This window comes from Paenibacillus sp. FSL H8-0457, from assembly GCF_038051935.1.
GTDB classification, from domain to species: domain Bacteria; phylum Bacillota; class Bacilli; order Paenibacillales; family Paenibacillaceae; genus Paenibacillus_AQ; species Paenibacillus_AQ lautus_A.
The window spans coordinates 995,564-1,014,603 of record NZ_CP150293.1 but is presented as its reverse complement, the minus strand read 5'-3'; the positions used below and the strand labels follow the sequence as shown (position 1 = coordinate 1,014,603).

General features: G+C 54.2%; 14 protein-coding genes. 1 reads left to right on the top strand and 13 read right to left on the bottom strand.

The features are described from left to right. Nucleotides 1-178 precede the first annotated feature (178 nt). The 13 genes from MHI43_RS04445 to MHI43_RS04385 form a co-directional block, all read right to left on the bottom strand. Nucleotides 179-1,627, bottom strand: coding sequence for an extracellular solute-binding protein (locus MHI43_RS04445; protein ID WP_012819041.1), 1,449 nt, complete (start codon nucleotides 1,625-1,627; stop codon nucleotides 179-181). A 129-nt stretch (nucleotides 1,628-1,756) separates the two neighbouring features. Then, nucleotides 1,757-2,623: a carbohydrate ABC transporter permease gene (locus MHI43_RS04440; RefSeq protein WP_036664392.1), complete on the bottom strand. Its 867-nt coding sequence runs from the start codon at nucleotides 2,621-2,623 to the stop codon at nucleotides 1,757-1,759. Nucleotide 2,624: 1 nt separating this feature from the next. After that, entirely contained in the window at nucleotides 2,625-3,560 is a 936-nt protein-coding gene (locus MHI43_RS04435) for a sugar ABC transporter permease (RefSeq protein WP_012819039.1), read from the bottom strand. 97 nt (nucleotides 3,561-3,657) lie between these two features. Then, nucleotides 3,658-4,977, bottom strand: a complete 1,320-nt coding sequence (locus MHI43_RS04430) for a response regulator (protein ID WP_036664395.1) — start codon at nucleotides 4,975-4,977, stop codon at nucleotides 3,658-3,660. Then, nucleotides 4,977-6,809 carry a histidine kinase gene (locus MHI43_RS04425; RefSeq protein ID WP_036664397.1) on the bottom strand — a complete coding sequence of 611 codons (1,833 nt, stop codon included), beginning with the start codon at nucleotides 6,807-6,809 and terminating at the stop codon, nucleotides 4,977-4,979. The genes MHI43_RS04430 and MHI43_RS04425 overlap by 1 nt, the downstream gene beginning before the upstream one ends. Before the next feature lie 301 nt (nucleotides 6,810-7,110). Then, nucleotides 7,111-8,976, bottom strand: coding sequence for an SLC13 family permease (locus MHI43_RS04420; protein WP_081746341.1), 1,866 nt, complete (start codon nucleotides 8,974-8,976; stop codon nucleotides 7,111-7,113). A 364-nt stretch (nucleotides 8,977-9,340) separates the two neighbouring features. Continuing rightward, complete coding sequence (locus MHI43_RS04415) at nucleotides 9,341-10,603, bottom strand: stalk domain-containing protein (RefSeq protein ID WP_012819035.1); 1,263 nt, start codon at nucleotides 10,601-10,603, stop codon at nucleotides 9,341-9,343. Between the two features lie 211 nt (nucleotides 10,604-10,814). Further along, on the bottom strand, nucleotides 10,815-11,081 hold the full coding sequence (locus MHI43_RS04410) for a hypothetical protein (RefSeq protein ID WP_036664399.1): 267 nt from the start codon (nucleotides 11,079-11,081) through the stop codon (nucleotides 10,815-10,817). Nucleotides 11,082-11,147: 66 nt separating this feature from the next. Continuing rightward, nucleotides 11,148-12,011, bottom strand: a complete 864-nt coding sequence (locus tag MHI43_RS04405; RefSeq protein ID WP_012819032.1) for an inositol monophosphatase family protein — start codon at nucleotides 12,009-12,011, stop codon at nucleotides 11,148-11,150. A gap of 263 nt (nucleotides 12,012-12,274) precedes the next feature. Next, on the bottom strand, nucleotides 12,275-13,276 hold the full coding sequence (gene uvsE / locus MHI43_RS04400) for a UV DNA damage repair endonuclease UvsE (protein WP_036664401.1): 1,002 nt from the start codon (nucleotides 13,274-13,276) through the stop codon (nucleotides 12,275-12,277). Beyond that, nucleotides 13,273-13,590, bottom strand: coding sequence for a hypothetical protein (locus MHI43_RS04395; RefSeq protein ID WP_009591113.1), 318 nt, complete (start codon nucleotides 13,588-13,590; stop codon nucleotides 13,273-13,275). The genes uvsE and MHI43_RS04395 overlap by 4 nt, the downstream gene beginning before the upstream one ends. Before the next feature lie 98 nt (nucleotides 13,591-13,688). Beyond that, nucleotides 13,689-14,783 (bottom strand): D-alanine--D-alanine ligase, encoded by a 1,095-nt coding sequence (locus tag MHI43_RS04390; RefSeq protein ID WP_012819030.1) that lies wholly within the window; start codon nucleotides 14,781-14,783, stop codon nucleotides 13,689-13,691. A 45-nt stretch (nucleotides 14,784-14,828) separates the two neighbouring features. Then, nucleotides 14,829-15,851, bottom strand: a complete 1,023-nt coding sequence (locus tag MHI43_RS04385; protein WP_012819029.1) for an amidase domain-containing protein — start codon at nucleotides 15,849-15,851, stop codon at nucleotides 14,829-14,831. Between the two features lie 316 nt (nucleotides 15,852-16,167). Between MHI43_RS04385 and acnA the strand changes: the two genes are divergently transcribed. Further along, entirely contained in the window at nucleotides 16,168-18,885 is a 2,718-nt protein-coding gene (gene acnA / locus MHI43_RS04380) for an aconitate hydratase AcnA (RefSeq protein ID WP_036664403.1), read from the top strand. Nucleotides 18,886-19,040: the final 155 nt, after the last annotated feature.

The window sequence follows — 19,040 nt, the reverse complement described above, 5'->3', positions numbered from 1 at the left end:
TTGCCTGTGGCGGTCTGGGAATCGGAACACCAATCAGGCGTCCTTGCTTGAAGGGCTGACCTTTCGCCCAGCTTTAGCAACTATTGCCGGGGATATGAGAAAGCAAAGAGAGACGCCGCACCGACGTCTCTCTTTTGTACTGCCATGTTCCCCAATCCCATCCTGGGTAGCCGCATTCCTACTTCTGCTCGATCTTATCAAAGAAATTCTCCTGAACCAGTTTGGCCGTTTCGTCCAGCTGCTTCTTGGAATCCGTGCCTTCCTTCGAGAACGATTCCTGCACCACGTTCGACATTGCCGCATAGTAATCCTGCGTGCCGAATTGCGCTTCAGGCTTTCCTTCCAACAGGCTGAAGAGCTGCGGATCATATTCGTAGACGTTGTCGTACTTATCGTAGATCGCCTTCACCTTCGCCGCATACTCCGAATCGTCGCTGAAATATTCCAACGGCGTCGGCACAAAATATTTGCCCTCGGCCTTGCGGGCATTGATCGTATCTTCCACCGATTTCAGCGCATCATCCGTAAAATAATCAAACGTGATATAGCGGAATGCCATTTCCTGTTCTTCCTTCGTGGCATTCGGATTGATGACCAGATAGTTGCCGCCCAAAATGCCGTGGTGCGCTCCGCCTTTCTCCATCGCAGGCATCGGATACGCAAGCACGTCCTCAGGCTTCATGCCGCCCTCGTTCAATGCCGGCTGGATCACGTCAAATGCGCCTGCAATGACCATCGCCGTCCGTCCTTGCTGGAACGAGCTGACAGCATCGCCCCAGCCTAGGGCCCAGTCCTGCGGAATGGCGTTTGCTTCCCATCTCAGCTTCTTGTAGAAATCCAACGCCTTCACGCCGGCTTCCGAGTTAAACACCGCTTTCACTTTGCCGTCCTCGTTCACTTCGATATCCCCGCCGGCTTCGAACAAGAAGTTGGTCCAGTTCCAGCCTGCCTCATTGCCCTTGCCCATCGGCGCGATTCCGGAGATGCCGGCCTTCGGGTCCGCAGCGCCTTTCGCCGTGTTATACATGTCGTCCCATGTCCAATCCATCGGCGGTACGGGCACGCCCTTCGCGTCCAGCAGCTTCTTGTTCACGATCGTAGACGTGATATAACCGTTCTGCGTGACGCCGTACACCTTGCCGTCCACGATGAATTGATCCTGCAGCACGGGATTCATGTCGTCCTTGTACTCCCAGTCGTTCCAGAACTCCGTAATGTCGGCCACCCAGCCCCGCTCCACGAGCAGCTGTGCCTCCGTGGCCCAAGTGTTATAAAATGTCGGCGCTTCGTTCGAAGCCATCTTCACCCCAATTTCGTTGACGCTGTACTGCCAGTCGTCCTTCACGATGGTCACGTTCGGATATTTCGCCTGGAAGCGGGCGATTTTATCGTCCTCCTGCTGACGCAGCGTTGTATCATCCGGCAGCGGATAGTGAATCTTGATCGTGATCTTTTGATCCGCGATATCCTCCTTCGGCTCCTCCGTCTGCGTCGTGGCCGTCCCTCCGGAATTGGCGGTCCCTCCCTCTGTATTCGTGACCTCCGGCGACGCTTTGCCGCCGCCGCATGCGGCGAGCAAGGAGCTGAACAGCATAAGGCAGATCAGTAATGCTGAGAACTTGCGCATGGATACTCCCCTTTTCTTTAGAAATAATGATGTCCTTTCCTCTCTCCATCATAAAAGCCAAATCCGGAAAGGACGATGTGCATTCATATGACGATCGTGTGCAGGGCTACGATGTGCGCCGCTGCTGCCCTACCCTTTGACGGCCGAGAGGCTGACGCTGCGCATGATGAATTTCTGGAACACCAGAAATACGAAGATCGGCGGCACCATCACCATGAACAGGATCGAAAATTTAACGCTGCTGTCCAGGCTCCTTGCGTTGATGACATACTTGTAAATGGCCGTAGCCAGCGTATATTTGTCCTGGGTCTGCATGACGAGCGACGGCCAGAACCAGTCGTTCCATGCCGTGGAGAATGTAAAAATCGCCAGCGTCGCGAAGATCGGAACGGATAGCGGTATGGCGATCCGCAGGAAGCTGCTCATCTCCGAAGCGCCGTCGATGCGCGCCGCCTCGAAGATCTCCGGGTGAATGCCGTCGAAGAAGTTTTTGATCAGCAGGAAGAAGTATGCGTTCGCTCCGGCCGGCAGCCAGAAGGCCCAGTAGGAATTCAGCAGGCCGAGCTCCTTCAAATTGACAAAATTCGGAATCATGTAACTCGACGCCGGAATGAACAAGGTCATGAGAATGAAGAAATAGATGGCCCGATGATACGGAACCCGGATGCGGGAAATGCTGAATGCCGCCATGCCCAGCACCAGAATCGTGACCAGCAGATTACCGCCGAAAATCAGCAGCGTATTCTTCAGAAACATCGGCAGATCGATGTATGCCCACCCCTTCGGGAAGTTCTCCCAATGCCATTCCGACGGAAAAAAGCGCGGCGGAAACGTGTTGATTTCCTGATTGCTCTTCAATCCGTTGAACATCGTCATGCCGATCGGGTACAGCATCGTGAAGGTCATCACGGCAATGCACAGCACCATAAATCCGTAAACCGCCTTATTCCACGGTTTTCTCAAATCCGAAGCGGACAAAATGCCTCTCTCTTTCATCCTAGTACTCCTCCCTGTTCATCTTGAATTGCAGGATGCCCAGCAAACTCAGCACAAGGAACATCAAGATGCCCATCGCGGTTCCGGCCCCGTAATCCAGTTGGTTAAACGCATATTTTACGGTAAGGAGCGCATAGGTGAGCGTGGCCTTGTTCGGTCCACCGTCCAGCATCGCCAGCTGCGATTGATACGCCTGTGACGTGCCGATCAGCTGCAAAATCAGCATGAGCACAATCAGGTTGCGCATCGAGGGAAGCGTGATGTATTTAATCCGGGCCCACACGCCGGCACCGTCGATTTCGGCGGCTTCATACCAATCCTTCGGTATGCTCAGCACTCCGGCCAGATAGATCAGCATCGCCGAGCCGAATTGCTGCCATGTCTCCATGACGACCAGCGATACCATCGAGAAGCGGCTATCCGATATGAACGATACCGGCTCTGCCCCGAAGAAGCCGAACAACGCATTGACCGGGCCCACCGGATCGTACATCCATCGCCACATGCCGTAGAGCACGACCCCGGGCACGACAAACGGGAGATACGCGGCAATCCGGGCGAACCCTTGAAACAGCTTCAGCTCCGAGATGGCAATGGATGCGGCGATGGGCACCCAGAAGCCGATGACAAGCGTTAACAGCATGAAATACAATGTATTTCTGACCGATAGCAGCAGGTCGGGATTGCTCAGAACGTTGGCATAATTATCGAACCCGACGAAGGTATTGCCTTTTACGAAATCGATATGAAAAAAGCTGTAAAAGATCCCTTTGAAAATCGGCACCCATAAAAAGACGATAAAGATCGCTATGGCCGGGACAAGGAACAAATACCCCCATACATACTTCCTCCACAGCGGCTTGCGCTTATGCTCCTTCCCGGCGCGGCGGCCGGGCTTGACCAGAGCCTGGCCTTGTGACATGATCGTTTCTTCCATCCGACTCCCTCATTCCTTTATTCAATGTCTAGCTTTTATTGTAAAAAAGCCGGGGAGCCTTCGAACATGTCTAAAACTATGTGAAGTATGACGGATCTTACTTCTTTAGCTCGCTTGGGCTGACGCCGTAGTATTTTTTGAAGATTTTGCTGAAATGCTCCGGGGATTCATACCCCACCCGCTCGGCTATCTCGTACCGGCGGAGATCCGTGTTCAGGATCAATGCCCTGCTCTCCTCCATTCGTAGCTTCACCACATACTCCCAAAGGCTGCTGCCGGTATATTTTTTGAACAGGTAACTCAAATAGTTGGGGCTCACGTGATTGTTCTTCGCTACATCATGAATGGTCAATCCCTTCTGGCGGTAATGCTCGTCGATATATTGCCTCGTATTCTCCACGATCCGGTTGCTCTGGCTCGAAAGCACCTCCTGCGACGTCTCCTGGGCATAATTGTGCCAATTGAAATCCCCGTAATAAAAGACATGGAAATCATGCAGCTGCTCGCTCCACAGCATCGCTTTGTCCGCCTGGCGGCTGAGCACGCTCAAGAATTCCCGTCCCCTCAATATTTGGCTGATGCCCACGGTACAGCTCCGTTTCAGGTGCAGCTCCACATGGTGGTGCAGACTCCGGCCGATCATCTCCAGATGATGGATTTTCCCGCTGGCGTTCTCCTCCATTTCCTGCTCGCTCCATTGAAGGATGATGTTGACGTCCCGTTCCGGCGAATAGAACACTAAGGTGTGCGGCTCCTGCTCCAGCAGCTCCTTGGCGATATTCAGCGCGGCATATTGAATCAGGTTTATATCATGACTGGAAAAAGAAGCGCTGCGCTCTTCCGCCAGGCCCAGTTTCATTTTGATAACGGCAAAATAGGGGCCGACCAGGCCCAGCTCCGACTCGTCGGGACCGGCAGTGGCCGATGGATCCGGCTCCATGGAGAGCCGCTCGTTCAGCCGCTCTATTCTTTCGGACGGCGGCTCCTCCATCCGGAAATGCTCATTATCGGCCATGAGAAACGGCTCGACCTGGGGCGCCGGCCGGTCCATCTTGAGCAACACGCTGCGGACCGAATCCAGAAACTGCTCGCTGTTCAGCGGTTTGATCAAATAATCCTTGGCTCCGAGCTGAAGCGCCCGCTGGGCGTATTGAAATGTTTCATGGGCTGAAATAATGATCGTCTGTACCCAAGGCTTCACGATCTTCGCCTGCTGCATCAGCTCAATGCCGTTCATCTCGCCCATCTGGATATCGGTGACCAGCAGGTCGATGTCCCCCATCCGTATGTAGTCCAGCGCTTCCTGCCCGCTGTAGGCCGTGGTTATGCCATCGATGGCAAGGCCCGAGGACGTTAACAGCCCTGCCAAGCCCTTACATATCAAACGTTCGTCATCTACCACCAAAATGTTGTACATCAGGAAACCTCCTGTCCGGTTGCTGTAATGGTTGCTGCTTCTGTTCGCGGTATCGTGATCGTCACGCGGGTTCCCCCTTCTTCCCCGGGTTCATACTGCAGCCCGTAGCGGCTGCCGAAATGCAGCCGGATCCGCTCCTGGATATTGCGGATGCCGTAGCCCAGCGAATGATCGGGTGCATCATCATGAAGAAGCCGGTGAATGGATTCGTAGTTCACGGGGCGGAAGCCGTTATCTTCAATGACGATCCGGCATCGATCACCCTCCAGATGACCCGATACGCGGATCATTCCGTCCTCGCCCATATTTTTAATGCCATGAATGATCGCGTTCTCCAGCAGCGGCTGCAGCGTGATCTTCGGCACATGATTCGCCAGCAATGCCTCGGGAACGTCCCATCGGATCGTAAACTGATAATCATAACGATTCAGCTGGAGATTCATATAAGCCCCCGCATGCTCAAGCTCTTCCCCAAGCGTGATAAGATCCCGGCCCCGGCTGAGACTGATCTTCATCAATTTGGATAAATCCTTGATCATTTCGGCGGACTCGGTATTGCCCTCCATCGTGCTCTTCCAGTAAATGCTCTCCAGGGTGTTGTACAGCAAGTGGGGATTGATCTGCTGATAGAGCAGCTGCAGCTGCGCCTCCTTCTGCTTCAAATCCATATTGTATTTGTAATGGATCAGGTCATTCAGTCGGCGGGCCATGTCATAGATCGTGGAGATCAGGACGCTGACTTCGTCTTTTCTGCGCCGATAAGGGGTTTCCGGCACGACGTTTCCCGGTTCGTACCTCCTCACGAAGTGCGCCAGCTTCTGGAGCGGCGTCATCAGCGACTGCCAGAAGTAAAAGACGATAATGAGGCCCACGGCAAAATAAGCGACGGAAATGACCTGTATGACGCGCTTCATCTCGCTTTGCTGGGCAAGCAGCGTTTTGACGGGCACCTTGTAAACCAGCTTCTGCTGGAGCACGTAATTGTAATCGATGACATAGATGAAATCCGACGTGATCACGTCCATCACGCCGATCGTGGAATGGCCCGGATCCGCTTCGGGCGGCAATTCCAGCTTGCCCGCCATGCCCTGTACCGACGAGGTCAGGATATTATCGTCCCAATCCGTAAAATACAGCTCCCCATCCGGAATCGAGACCGTCGATAACGACTCGCCGATCCGCGCGTCCAAATTGGTAACCAGCAGTACACCGATGGTACCGCCCCGATAGATATTGTTAACGGCCCGCACATAGCTTAAAGTCTCTAGATCCTGGCGCCCTTGCACCGGCGGCGACAGATTGGCCATGCGCTTCAGGTATCCGTTCCCCTTCATCGCCACGGCTTCATCGAACCAAGCGGGCTTCTCCTTCTCGTCGGAGAAAAAATATACCCCTGCTTTTCTGCGGTCAGGGTAATACGGGGCAAAGAAGTAGCTGTTGTCCGGGTCGTACACATAAAGCGAGTAATAGACCGGTTCACGCTCATCCGTCTCTTGGGAGAAGGAAATCAGCATCTTTTCGAGCCGCTCGTAATTTTTGACGCGTTCCAGTACGGTAACCTCGGCAAAGGGGTCCAGCTGCTGGATCTGCGAGTTCTGGATGACCGTGGAGGTTACTTTGTTAACGGTTTCAATGTCCCGGTTAATCAGCTTGAAATTTTGTTTGTTCAGTTCAATATAAGCATTGGTCACATGGCGCTTCAGGATTTGACCGGCCATGGAATTCCCGTAGGCGTTCAGCCCGAATAACGGAATGACCAGCACCAGGAACAGCAGAATCATCTGCTGTTTGATGTTCATGCGGCCCAGCGGATTTTTGAAGCGGTTCTTCATCGGCCCTTGCACCTCCGGCTTTCTCAAGCATAGCAACAATCCAGTGGGATCAGCGTAGTCATTTCTACGGAAATGATGCGCATTTTTACGATTAGGCAGGATGTCCTAAGTGGATGTATTAGCCCTGCGGCAGGCGATTTCCTGCAAAAGGGGCAGGGGCATCTGGCAGGAGTCGATCTGTCGAGGTGTGAGGGAGTATTAACCGCCCGTCTTCCACGCTATCTACCCTCAAAATGGAATAACACCCGCATGCGCTATCCTCATCGGATTGAACATGCGGGTGTTAGGTGCCGGTTCCCTTTTAAAACGGAAAGAACAGCGGCAGTACCGCCATCATGACGAGCCCGATCGTCAGTTGAAGCGGCAGGCCGACCTTCACGTAATGACTGAATTTATAACGTCCTGCCGACATGACGAGCGCGTTCGGCGGCGTGGAGAACGGGGACGCAAAACACATGCTCGCCCCAATCGAAACGGCGAACAGAAACGGATACGGACTGGCTCCCATCTGGATCGCAGCCGATAACGCAATCGGCGCGAATAATACCGCGCAGGCGGTATTGCTGATAAACAGCGTTAGCAGCGAAGTGGTGAAATACACCCCTGCCAGCAGGGCAAGCGATCCATAGCTGCCCAGGGAATGAACCAGCATATCCGAGATCAGCGTGGCGGCTCCCGTCTTCTCGATGGCAATGGACATCGGGATCATCCCTCCAATAAGGACGATGCTCTCCCAGTTGACCGTCTTATACGCTTCCTCCATGTTGCGCACGCAGCCGAACACCACCATCAACACCGCGGCAATCATCACGGAGGCTACCGCCGGAATCCATTCCGTCACGAGCAGGATCACCATCAGCAGCATGATCCCCGCCGCGATCGGCGCTTTGTGATCCATCGTCAATTTGCGCGACTCCTCTGCAGGCTGCCCCACCACCACGACATCCGTCTGCTCGGCTGCCAGCAGGGCAATGTCCTTCCACGTGCCCTGCACGAGCAGCGCGTCGCCAAAGCGCATTTTCTCTTCCTTCAGATGATGCAGCAAATACTGTTCTTTACGCTGGATGCCCAGAATGTTCACCCGATACTTCTCGCGGAATCCCGAATGCTTGACGAGCCGGCCGATCAGGCGCGAGGACGGCGTCAGCATCACTTCCGCAATGCCGACGTCGCTTGTGGCGTACTGCGACTCTTCGGCATGTTTACGATGCTCGGGCACACCCTGGTCCAGCATGACAAGCCCGTATGTCTCCGCAAACTCCGAGGCCCGCTCGAATGGACCATTCACGTACAGAATATCCTCTTCCTCTATCACGGTCCCAGGACCTGCGATCTCCTGGTTGATCGTTTTGAAGAATTGATTCTTGGCCGACATTTTACGGCGGATTTCAATGATGTTGATTTCGAACTGTGCCGGAATATCCAGCTCCCGCAGCGTCTTGGAGCGAATGGAGGAATCGGCTCCGACCTGAATCCGATACAGGTTCTGTGTCAGCCGATACTGCTTGGCCAGCTCCCTGAGCGAGCGTCCGCCCTGGTTCCCCGTTCTTCCTTCTTCATTGCTGGGAAGATAACGGCGAAGGAACAATATCGCGAGAATCCCGGTTGCCAGACACACCAGGCCGATCGGCAGAAAAGCAAAAAACGACAACCGTTCGTACCCTGCGTTAATCAGCGTCTCCTGAATCACAAGGTTCGGCGGCGTTCCGATCAAGGTGAGCATGCCGCCCAAGCTGCTTGCAAACGCAAGGGGCATCAGCAGCCGCCCCGGATTGATCTCCGCGCTGTATGCCAGACTGACAACGATGGGCAGCATCACAGCTACCGTGCCCGTATTGCTGACGAATCCGCCGATGAGCGACGTCACCAGCATGATCATGATCAAGAGCCGGGTCTCGCTTCCTCCGCCAAGCTTCAGCAGCTTCCCGCTGGCCATCTTGGCCAGCCCGGTCTGGAAAATGCCGCCCCCCACAACAAACAAACCGATCATCATGATGACAACCGAATTGGAAAAGCCCGACAGGGCTTCAGCCGGACTTAAAATGTCCGTTAGCATAAGTACCATCAACACGCCGATCGCGACCAAATCCGACCGCGCTTTTCCCGACATGAACAATACGGATGCCACGGCCAAAACAGACAACGTAATGATCATCGGTCCATTCATTCCTTGATCCCCCTATAATGCCATATCTATGTTTCTTCCAAGATTCGACATTCGATAAACCTTTCCCTGCCCATTTCACGGATCCGCCACTTTCCGGTCCGGAGCGGGCGGCCAATCTGCGCCAACGTCACACCACCCGTTCAAGGGAAATGATGTAGTATTGTAACACCTGCCGGGAGCATCTCATGTTAAAAACGTCACAACCCTGTGTGCAAATCTTTAGGCGATATCCCCATCCGATCCTCTATCGCACCGTCGACCATAACGAGGGGTAAACAAAGGACTTCTCTCGTAGGCCGCCACGGAGGAATCACAAAAAAAAGCTGCATCGGCTCCTTCCAGCCGGTGCAGCTTGCCCTTGGAATTACAAATTGATGAATGCGGTACGCAATTTGGAACTGTACTGAACGTCAAAGCCCAGGCCGGATGCAATCACGGCGAGCGGCACGTAGGTTTTATCCTCTTTTCCTACCTTGTGCAGAAAAGCCGGCGTATCGATCGGTACGGCCGTTCCGTTGACTTGAACGGTTTTGGCGCCGATCTTCACCACGACCGTCTGGTCTCCGAAGGTAATCGTTGCGCTGGATGTTTTATTCTCCCATTTGGTAGTCGCCCCCACCGCGTTCACGATGTCTTGTATGGCTACGTAATTCAGGTTGTCGCGGAGGATCGGCTTGTAAGGCGTATTCAGCTCCTGCCCTTTCACGACGATGCGCATCGGCTGCCCCTCATTTTGAACAGGAGGTTTCTGATAGCTGCCCCAGATTGTCTCGGCAAATACGCTGGCCATCGTTTCGTATCCGTATTGGTTCGGATGGATGTCATCCTTCAGGATATGGGTCATCGTCAGCTCGGAGCCCACGAATTTCTTCGCGACATGCGCTACCTTGATGTCTACGCCCTGGCTTGCAAAACCGCCGGCCACCCCGTCCACCAGCTTCGTGAACTCACCGGATGCCGCAAGCAGTTTCGCGTACGCGACGTCATCGGCGATTTTGGGAACCGGATTATACTGGTCGGCCACTACGATCGCGGCATCCGGATTCAGGGAATGCAGGCCCGTAATGACGGATGACACGTTGTCCTTATAGATCTGGAACAGTTCCTGCATCTTGGCTTGCAGCTGCTCATCGCTTAACGTTTCCACGGTGCTGACAAGACTCATCATGTCATTGCCGCCGATCGTAATGGTGATCAGATCGGCTTCGGCGATCATCGGCTTGGCTTTTGCTGCATCGGCGCCGATCTGCTTGGTCCGCGGATCGATGCTGCTGAGTCCCGGCTGCAGCTCCTCCGGCGTGATCGCCCGTTCATCCAGGACGGCCTTGACGTAGTTGTTCAGCCCGTCGGTCTTCAACCCGCCGATCCCCAGATTCGTGACTTCGGTCCGGCCATGGAACAGCCCTTGCTCATACAGCCGGTCAACAAAACCGTACGGTTTGCTGTTCAGATCCATTCCCGGCTCATACCCGACGGTCAGCGAATCCCCCAGCGTTACGATACGATATGTATTCTTAGCCGCAGCCTCATCGGCATAAGCCGGCGCAACGCCCGGTCCGACTAGCGCCACCGCGAGCGTCAAGCTGCCGGTTACTGCCGCCAGCCCCTTCTTCCATTGTTTGAACATGACTTCACTCCCTTAACGTCGAATATCTTGATACAGCCTTATTTTACCACCACCATCAGGCGAATGGTACCGAATCAAGCCGGACGAGTCGGCTTCATGAGAAGATAAGCGAATTAACAAAAAAATGGACAGCCCGTTTCATGCTGTCCATTCCTGATACCGAACTAGGATGATGTTAGGCTCCAATAACGCAATATTCCTTGAAGCGCTATCACACGTCTTCGCCTGAATCCTCAGGCTTCTCCTTCTTTACCGCCTTATCGATATACTTGTCATAGCGGTCATCCAATTCCTTTGCCATGCTGCGGTATTTGAGCGTCTCCTCCACGATGGGATCGAGCTGCGTCTGAATCCGGATCTCGTATTTCGGAGAGAGCAGCCTGCGCTCCTCCTTCTCCCGATCCTTCTTCTCCATTTCACCGTCCGTTAACATCTCGCTGAGCTGGCGCTCCAAATCCTGATCCGACTTCTCATTCATCGTACGCACACTCCTTTTATCAAGCGGTTCATAGTGAACGGCATTCTCTCTGCGGATGGTGACCGTTTAGCGGACCAAAGCCTCGCCCGCATCTTTTAGCGTATCCAAAAAACGCTGATGAATCAACCCGTTGGTTGCCGCTAAATGACGCACCGACAGATCGTAGGGCCGTCCTTCCGTATCGGTTACTTTGCCGCCGGACTCCTGAACCAGCAGCGCGCCCGCGGCAACGTCCCAGGCACTCAAGCCGTGCTCCCAGTATCCGCTCAGCCGGCCGGCCGCCACATAAGCAAGATGAAGCGCGGCGGAACCGCCCGCTCTTATATTGCGTACCATCGGCAGCAGCGCCTGAAGCTCCGCCATGTTGAGCGGCAAGTTGACCTTGCTGTCCAGCGGGAAGCCCGTGGCCAGCAAGCTGTCCGACAATTGTTCCTCCGTGGAGACATAGGTCGGATTGCCGTGAACGTAAGCCCCTTTGCCTTTTTCCGCCACGAACAACTCGTCCCGGGAAGGGTCGTAGATAACGCCGACAATCACTTCTCCATGATGAGCCAGCGCGATGGATACGGAGTAAAACGGAAATCCGTGAACATAGTTCGTCGTGCCGTCCACAGGATCGATAATCCAAAGATACTCTTCGTCTTTGGCTTCCTCAAGCGCCTTCGCATAGGCATCCGTACCCGGGGCAACCCCTTCTTCTCCCAGGATCGCATGATCCGGGAAATGCGTCAGGATCAGCTTGCGGATCATCTGCTCCGCGCCTTTGTCGACCTCGGTTACGATATCCTGCGCCGAAGACTTGGTGCTCAGCTGCTTGACGGTGCCCAGTTTGCTCTTAATCCATTCTCCCGCTTTCGCGGCGCAATTAATCGCAACGGCGGTATAGCTCTTACTGCTGACAACATAAGGAATCTTTTCATTCTCGTTCAAAGCACTCACTCTACTTTCTATATAAATCTAGTAATCTTGGGAATCTCTACATCCTATTCCGTCATTACGGTAGCCGAAAGGGCAGCCACGCGAAAATTCCGCCTATTTCAATAAAAGTCCGTCCTATGCTGTGCACCTGAATGCTTGGCGAGAACGAACTTTTTAGTCCAATGTCATTATCTTGAGGGGAATCTCTGTTTGGCTACTTCCAACGTAACCCAAAACCCATCAACTTGCAAGTGTCAACAAGCTCAACTTATCGGTTAAGGGTTCACTTCGATGGAAGCACCGTCGAGAATGGTAATGCCCTCTTCCGAATAATTTCCCAGATCCTTCATCAGGTCAAACAAGGCGCCGTCCTTCATCTTCGCTTCAATCATCACGTCCACTTTCGGCGTAACCCCGGCAATATTCCTTAAAAAAGCCAGCAGCGGCACGACATCCACCCCGTCCGCATGGCTGCGGATATCGGTCTTGCTCTTGGGGCTGGAGACATGAATCTTCGGCGGGAGCGGCTGAGCCGGCTCCGAATCGGCCTGCGCCAGCGGCGTCTCCCAGGTGCGAAGGATATCCGGCCACAGCTCCCAGGACGCCTTGCCGTCGTTATTGACCCACTGGTGATGGATGTCCAGCACCATCGGCAGCCCGGTCTGCTTGCATACGGCCAGCGTTTCCTGGGCCGTAAAGGTTTTATCGTCATTTTCAAGGGTCAGCCGTTCCTTGATGTGCGGGTCAAGCTCATGAAAATGTTCAACGAATCGGGCCCCTGCCGAAGGCTTGTCCCCATAAGCTCCCCCAATGTGAATGTTATTCTTCATGGAAGCAGGCAGTTCCATCGCCTGCAGCATGCGGACGTGCGACTCCAAGTCGCGAACCGAATTGACCAGCACTTCGGGACGCGGCGTGCTCAGCACCGTAAAATGATCCGGATGGAAGGAAACCCGCATCCCGTGTTTTTTCACGAATTCCCCAATGGCCTGAAAGCCTTCCCGCAAAGCCGGGAACGGGTCCCAGTCCAGCATGTCGTTATGCGTGGCCAGCGGAATCAGCTTGGACGAGAAGCGGTATACCTTGATATCGTGAGCCGCATTATGCTTCAGAAGCCGAAGGGTATTATGTAGGTTCTCATTCGCGATCCGCTCCAGTTTGTGCAGGCCGGCCTCACGGTCATTCAGCTTCATGAAACTCTTCATCGTCATCGTCTTGGAAGGAGAAGCATTCTGCACGACCGTGGACATGGCCACATAACCGAAACGGACAATCATGCATGGTCTCCGAAGAACATCTCGTGCGCGAGCGCGGTCTGTACGCGCGCTTCCTCATCCGTCAATTTGCGGATGAGCTGCAGCTCGACCGAAGTGACCTCCCGCCCCTGGAAGTTGATCTCCGATACGCATGCGGTGATCAGGACGATGGCCACCGCCCGGTTATCCGGCGTATAGGCAATGACCTTCTGTCCCGTCGGAAACACCCGGAGCCCGTCCTTCAGCATTTTGCCGCGGCCGTATTCCAGCAGCTCGTAGAGCTCCTGCTCGCTTTTAAACTTACAAACGGAATTGAACTCGGTTTGAAATCCCATATCATGTCTCTTCCTTTCATCCCAAAATATTAGACTCAAGGGGAGCCGTAATGAATAGCGCGGACTCCCCCTGGTGTTTCATATCCTATTGTGACGGCTTACGCCTGGTTCTCATAAATCAGGGATTGCTTGCGATGGTACCGCTCAAGGCCCAGCTCGATCATCCGGTCAAGCAGCTCGCGATAGGAAACGCCCGTCTCCCGCCACAAGAGCGGGTACATGCTGAACGGCGTGAAGCCCGGCATCGTGTTCACTTCGTTGATCAGTATCGCACCGTCCGAGCGGCGAACAAAGAAGTCGGCGCGGGTAATGCCCCCGCCCTCAATCGCTTTGAAGGCGGCAATGGCCAGGTCGCGCAGCCGATCCGCCGTATCCGGGTCGATCTCGGCCGGGATTTGCATCTGCGATTGTCCATCCGTATATTTGGCCGCGTAGTCATAGTATTCACTGGAAGAGACGATTTCACCCGGAACGGACGCCATCGGCTCGTCATTGCCGAGCACGCTGACCTCCACTTCGCGCGCATCGACGAACTCTTCAACGATGATCTTGTCATCGAAGCGCAGCGCGGATTCAATCGCTGCCTTCAACTGCTCCCGGTTCTTGGCCTTGGAAATCCCGACGCTCGAGCCGAGGTTAGCCGGCTTCACGAAGCTCGGGAATCCGAGTTTGTCCTCGATGTTCTTGAGCACTTCATGCTGGCTCCGCTCCCACTGGGTGCGGTTGAAATAGCAGTACTCGCATTGCGGCAATCCTGCCTGGGCAAAGAGCTTCTTCATGACGACTTTGTCCATCCCGGCAGCGGATGCAAGCACGCCGGTTCCCACGTAAGGGATGTCCGCCATTTCGAACAGCCCCTGGATCGTCCCGTCCTCGCCGAACGTCCCGTGAAGCAGCGGGAACATAATATCGACCGCCTGATTCTCTTCCCCGTACAGTCTGCTGAACACGGCGTTCAGCGCCGTTTGCGTGCCTTCCCCTTCAGCCAGCTTCAATTCCTCCTGCCGGGCGAAAGGAGCCGACATCTTGCTGCCGATTCTCCAGGTTCCCTGCTTTGAAATATAAAACGGGACAATCTCGTATTTATCAAAATCAAAAGCGTTCATGACCGCGAATGCCGTGGATAGCGACACCTCATGCTCGCCGGATTTCCCCCCGTATACTAAACCAACCGTCAATTTATCCTGTCCCATGTTAACCTCTCTCTTGTCCGTATTGCAGCATGACATGCTGTCATCTTAAAAATAATCGGGAATATGGTAAAACCGGTATTCGGTGTTATCGTTCCAAGCATAGGAATCCCGGTAGTCCCAATAGCGGTGGCGGCTTGACACCGTATGCGCATTAACCAGCGGCATCCCGCCCGCGTCAAACGCCGTTACGATGGTGCTGTGCTGAAACGCGCCGTCGCCGTCCCAGTCGTACACGATGACGTCCCCCAGCATCAGCTGTTCGGGACGCTCCACCCGCTCGGCACGAAGCCCCGTGGTACTGGCATTCAGATAATGCGCGAAGCTGTTCGACACCGCCCAGCTGTAGCTCCACCACTCCCGTTTGTTGACGTATCCCTTGTACCACCATCCCGTTTCTCTTTTACCAGTATAGTGGATTGGGGCTTTGCCTGCAAAGAGGCACTGGGAGATATAGTTCGTGCAATCCACGTCGAATTCCTCAAACTCCGGATTCCCCGAATCCCACCAACGGTCGGCATAGGCAGCCGCGGCTTCGCGTTCGTAACGTCCCGACCGCGGACTGCTGCCAGCGGCGTATACGCGTCCGTTCATGAAAGGAGTGGACGGTTCCCTTCCGGCCGCGTCCGAGCTTGCTCCCGGTATGTCGGCCCTTTGCAAAGGATGGCGTTCATCCTGCAGACGTTCAATGCCGACGATCAGCCAGGCATCCCCGTCCCGAATCAGCGTCAGCCGCTCCCTGAAAACCGTGTCTTCCCGATGCGTCATCCCTCTTTTTTCATAATAAAAGACGCTGTGGAGCCGCACGTCGGCGACCACATCATCCTCTGTTTCCCTCAGGATGCGCTGAAGACGGGCACGGGTCTCGCTCTTAAGCGGCGTTGCCTCCCGCTCCGCATACCACGATTGCAGGCGAAACTGCCTCTCTCCTCTCTCTACCAGGTAGTTCAGGTCCGCCACAATCTGCTCTTTCAGGCCTGAGGAATAGTCCACGCGATTTTGGTTATATTGATTGACGTAAATATATAGAGCTTGCTTCCAAGGCTTCTCGGCTTGCTTCAAACTGTTCATCCTCTCTCCTCCTCTAACCTTGCCATTCACGCCGTTCCCTATCACAACTATATGAAGCAAATCTTCAGGCTATGAGCTTCGGTCAAGAGATTGCAGAAACGCGGGATTGCAGCGGCTGCTTTCCGGTAAGAAAACAGGCTTGTTTTCACCTTTTTGAAATGCGTTTCTTCTATAAAAAATGCTTTACGCGGGGAGTTGAAAACGTTATACTTAAAGTAGTCAATTTATGAAATTAGGTTTCATCTAGTGAAACCGAAAAGGATTTAACCCTAACTGTCTTTATTCGATTTATGAAATGACTTAAGGAGGTTCATCAATGCCAGCAAAGGATCAATTCTCCATCTCTCGCAACCTAGAGGTGGGCGGTAAAAGTTACCGCTATTTCAGCCTGCAGGCGCTCGAAGAGCAAGGATACGGCAGCGTGTCCAAGCTTCCTTTCTCCATTCGGGTGCTGCTTGAAGCTGCCGTTCGTCAGTTTGACGGACGCGCGATTACCGAAGATCACGTAAAACTCTTGTCCAAGTGGAACGAAGGACGCGACAACAACAAGGAAATTCCGTTTATCCCTGCCCGTATCGTACTGCAGGACTTCACCGGCGTACCCGTTGTCGTAGACCTTGCAGCCATGCGCGACACTGTAAAAAAATCCGGCGGCGATCCTAAACAGATCAATCCGCTCGTTCCGGTCGACCTCGTTATCGACCACTCTGTCATGGTCGACGCTTTTGGTACCGACCAAGCGCTTGAAACGAACATGAAGCTTGAATTTGAGCGCAACGAGGAGCGTTACCGTTTCCTCCGCTGGGCTCAAACGGCATTCAACAACTTCCGCGCGGTTCCTCCGGGAACAGGTATCGTTCACCAGGTTAACCTGGAGTACCTGGCTTCCGTTGCGGCTACGAAGACCGTTGACGGCGAAACGCTGGTCTTCCCTGATTCCCTCGTAGGCACGGACTCCCATACCACCATGATCAACGGTCTTGGCGTTGTGGGCTGGGGCGTCGGCGGCATCGAGGCGGAAGCCGGCATGCTCGGCCAGCCGCTGTACTTTGTCACCCCTGAAGTTATCGGCTTCAAGCTGACAGGCAGCCTGGCAGAAGGCGCTACCGCGACTGACCTTGCCCTCACGGTAACCGAGCTTCTCCGCAAGAAAGGCGTCGTAGGCAAATTCGTAGAATTCTACGGTCCAGGCCTCGCCAACATCAGCTTGGCTGACCGCGCAACGGTTGCCAACATGGCTCCGGAATATGGCGCTACGATCGGCTTCTTCCCGGTTGACGACGAAACGGTGGCTTATCTTCGCAACACGGGCCGCTCCGATGAGCAGGTTGAGCTTGTGGAGAACTACTATAAAGCGCAAAACATGTTCCGTACGGCCGATACGCCGGACCCTGAGTTCTCCGACGTAATCGAACTGGACCTGGCTTCGGTTGTGCCGAGCTTGGCCGGACCGAAACGTCCGCAGGACCGTATCGAGCTTACCAGCATGAAACAAAACTTTAACGACATCATCCGTACGCCGATCGATAAGGGCGGATATGGACTCAGCGACGAGAAAATCGCAGAGACCGTTAAAGTTAACCATAAAGACGGCTCTACCAGCGAAATGGGTACGGGTGCGGTTGTAATCGCGGCCATCACCAGCTGTACAAACACGTCGAACCCAAGCGTTATGCTCGGCGCAGGCCTCCTGGCCAAGAAAGCCGTTGAACGCGGACTGAAGAAGCCTGGCTATGTGAAGAGCAGCTTGACTCCAGGCTCCCTCGTCGTAACCGACTACCTGGAAAAAGCCGGTCTCCTACACTATCTGGAATCCCTTGGCTTCTACGTGGCAGGCTATGGCTGCGCAACGTGCATCGGTAACTCCGGTCCATTGCCGGATGAAGTGAGCGAAGCGATTGCCGACAACGACATGACGGTAGCTGCCGTATTGTCCGGTAACCGTAACTTCGAAGGCCGCGTGCATGCTCAAGTCAAAGCCAACTACCTGGCTTCGCCGCCGCTGGTTGTTGCTTACGCCCTGGCAGGCACGGTGAACATCGATCTTCAGAACGATCCGATCGGTTACGATCCGAACAATGAGCCTGTGTATCTGAAGGACATCTGGCCAACGAGCGCGGAAATCCGCGAAGCGATCGGCCTGTCCGTCAGCCCTGAAGCATTCCGCTCCAAGTACGAGAACGTGTTCACCGCCAATGAGCGTTGGAACAAGATTCCTGTGCCTGAAGGCGAGCTGTACGAGTGGGACGATCAATCCACTTACATTCAGAACCCGCCGTTCTTCGAAAGCCTGGGCAACGGCCTGAACGACATCCAGGACATCAAGGAAGCGCGCGTGCTGGCTCTCTTGGGCGATTCCGTTACGACGGACCACATCTCTCCAGCGGGCAACATCGCAACGAACAGCCCTGCCGGCAAATATCTGAGCGATCGCAACGTGGAGCGCAAAGACTTCAACTCCTACGGCTCCCGCCGCGGTAACCACGAAGTCATGATGCGCGGTACGTTCGCTAACATCCGGATCCGTAACCAGGTCGCTCCAGGTACGGAAGGCGGCGTTACGACTTACCTGCCAACGGAAGAAGTGATGTCCATCTATGATGCATCGATGAATTATCAAGCAGGCGGACAGAACCTGATCGTTATCGCAGGTAAAGAATACGGTACGGGAAGCTCCCGCGACTGGGCCGCAAAAGGTACGTATCTCCTCGGCGTCAAGGCTGTGCTGGCTGAAAGCTTCGAGCGTATCCACCGCTCCAACCTGGTGGGCATGGGCGTTCTGCCGCTCCAGTTCCAGGAAGGTCACGGCTGGAAGAGCCTCGGTCTGAACGGCCGCGAGACATTCGATATTCTGGGCCTCAGCAACGATGTGAAGCCAGGCCAGGAATTGACGGTTGTCGCTACGCGCGAAGACGGAACCCAATTCGAGTTCCCAGCCATCGCTCGTCTCGACAGCATGGTGGACGTGGATTACTACCATAACGGAGGTATCCTCCAAACGGTACTGCGTCAAATGATCGCATCGAACCAATAAGACACTCCCTATAGGCGCTTTAGCCTTAGGAACAAATCCCCATCATCCGCTTATGGATGATGGGGATTTTGTTATTTTTCGGTACTTCTTTCCTGAATATTGGATATTCCGTTTCGAATGATGCCAAGAAGGTTAATTGGTAAAAAACATTTTCG

Excerpts from the sequence above, each read along its gene's own strand:
- MHI43_RS04390 (WP_012819030.1), bottom strand. The coding sequence starts at position 14,783 with ATGGGACAGGATAAATTGACGGTTGGTTTAGTATACGGGGGGAAATCC.
- MHI43_RS04445 (WP_012819041.1), bottom strand. The coding sequence starts at position 1,627 with ATGCGCAAGTTCTCAGCATTACTGATCTGCCTTATGCTGTTCAGCTCC.
- MHI43_RS04430 (WP_036664395.1), bottom strand. The coding sequence starts at position 4,977 with ATGTACAACATTTTGGTGGTAGATGACGAACGTTTGATATGTAAGGGC.
- acnA (WP_036664403.1), top strand. The coding sequence starts at position 16,168 with ATGCCAGCAAAGGATCAATTCTCCATCTCTCGCAACCTAGAGGTGGGC.
- uvsE (WP_036664401.1), bottom strand. The coding sequence starts at position 13,276 with ATGATTGTCCGTTTCGGTTATGTGGCCATGTCCACGGTCGTGCAGAAT.
- MHI43_RS04385 (WP_012819029.1), bottom strand. The coding sequence starts at position 15,851 with ATGAACAGTTTGAAGCAAGCCGAGAAGCCTTGGAAGCAAGCTCTATAT.
- MHI43_RS04440 (WP_036664392.1), bottom strand. The coding sequence starts at position 2,623 with ATGAAAGAGAGAGGCATTTTGTCCGCTTCGGATTTGAGAAAACCGTGG.
- MHI43_RS04420 (WP_081746341.1), bottom strand. The coding sequence starts at position 8,976 with ATGAATGGACCGATGATCATTACGTTGTCTGTTTTGGCCGTGGCATCC.
- MHI43_RS04395 (WP_009591113.1), bottom strand. The coding sequence starts at position 13,590 with ATGGGATTTCAAACCGAGTTCAATTCCGTTTGTAAGTTTAAAAGCGAG.
- MHI43_RS04415 (WP_012819035.1), bottom strand. The coding sequence starts at position 10,603 with ATGTTCAAACAATGGAAGAAGGGGCTGGCGGCAGTAACCGGCAGCTTG.
- MHI43_RS04410 (WP_036664399.1), bottom strand. The coding sequence starts at position 11,081 with ATGAATGAGAAGTCGGATCAGGATTTGGAGCGCCAGCTCAGCGAGATG.
- MHI43_RS04425 (WP_036664397.1), bottom strand. The coding sequence starts at position 6,809 with ATGAAGAACCGCTTCAAAAATCCGCTGGGCCGCATGAACATCAAACAG.
- MHI43_RS04435 (WP_012819039.1), bottom strand. The coding sequence starts at position 3,560 with ATGGAAGAAACGATCATGTCACAAGGCCAGGCTCTGGTCAAGCCCGGC.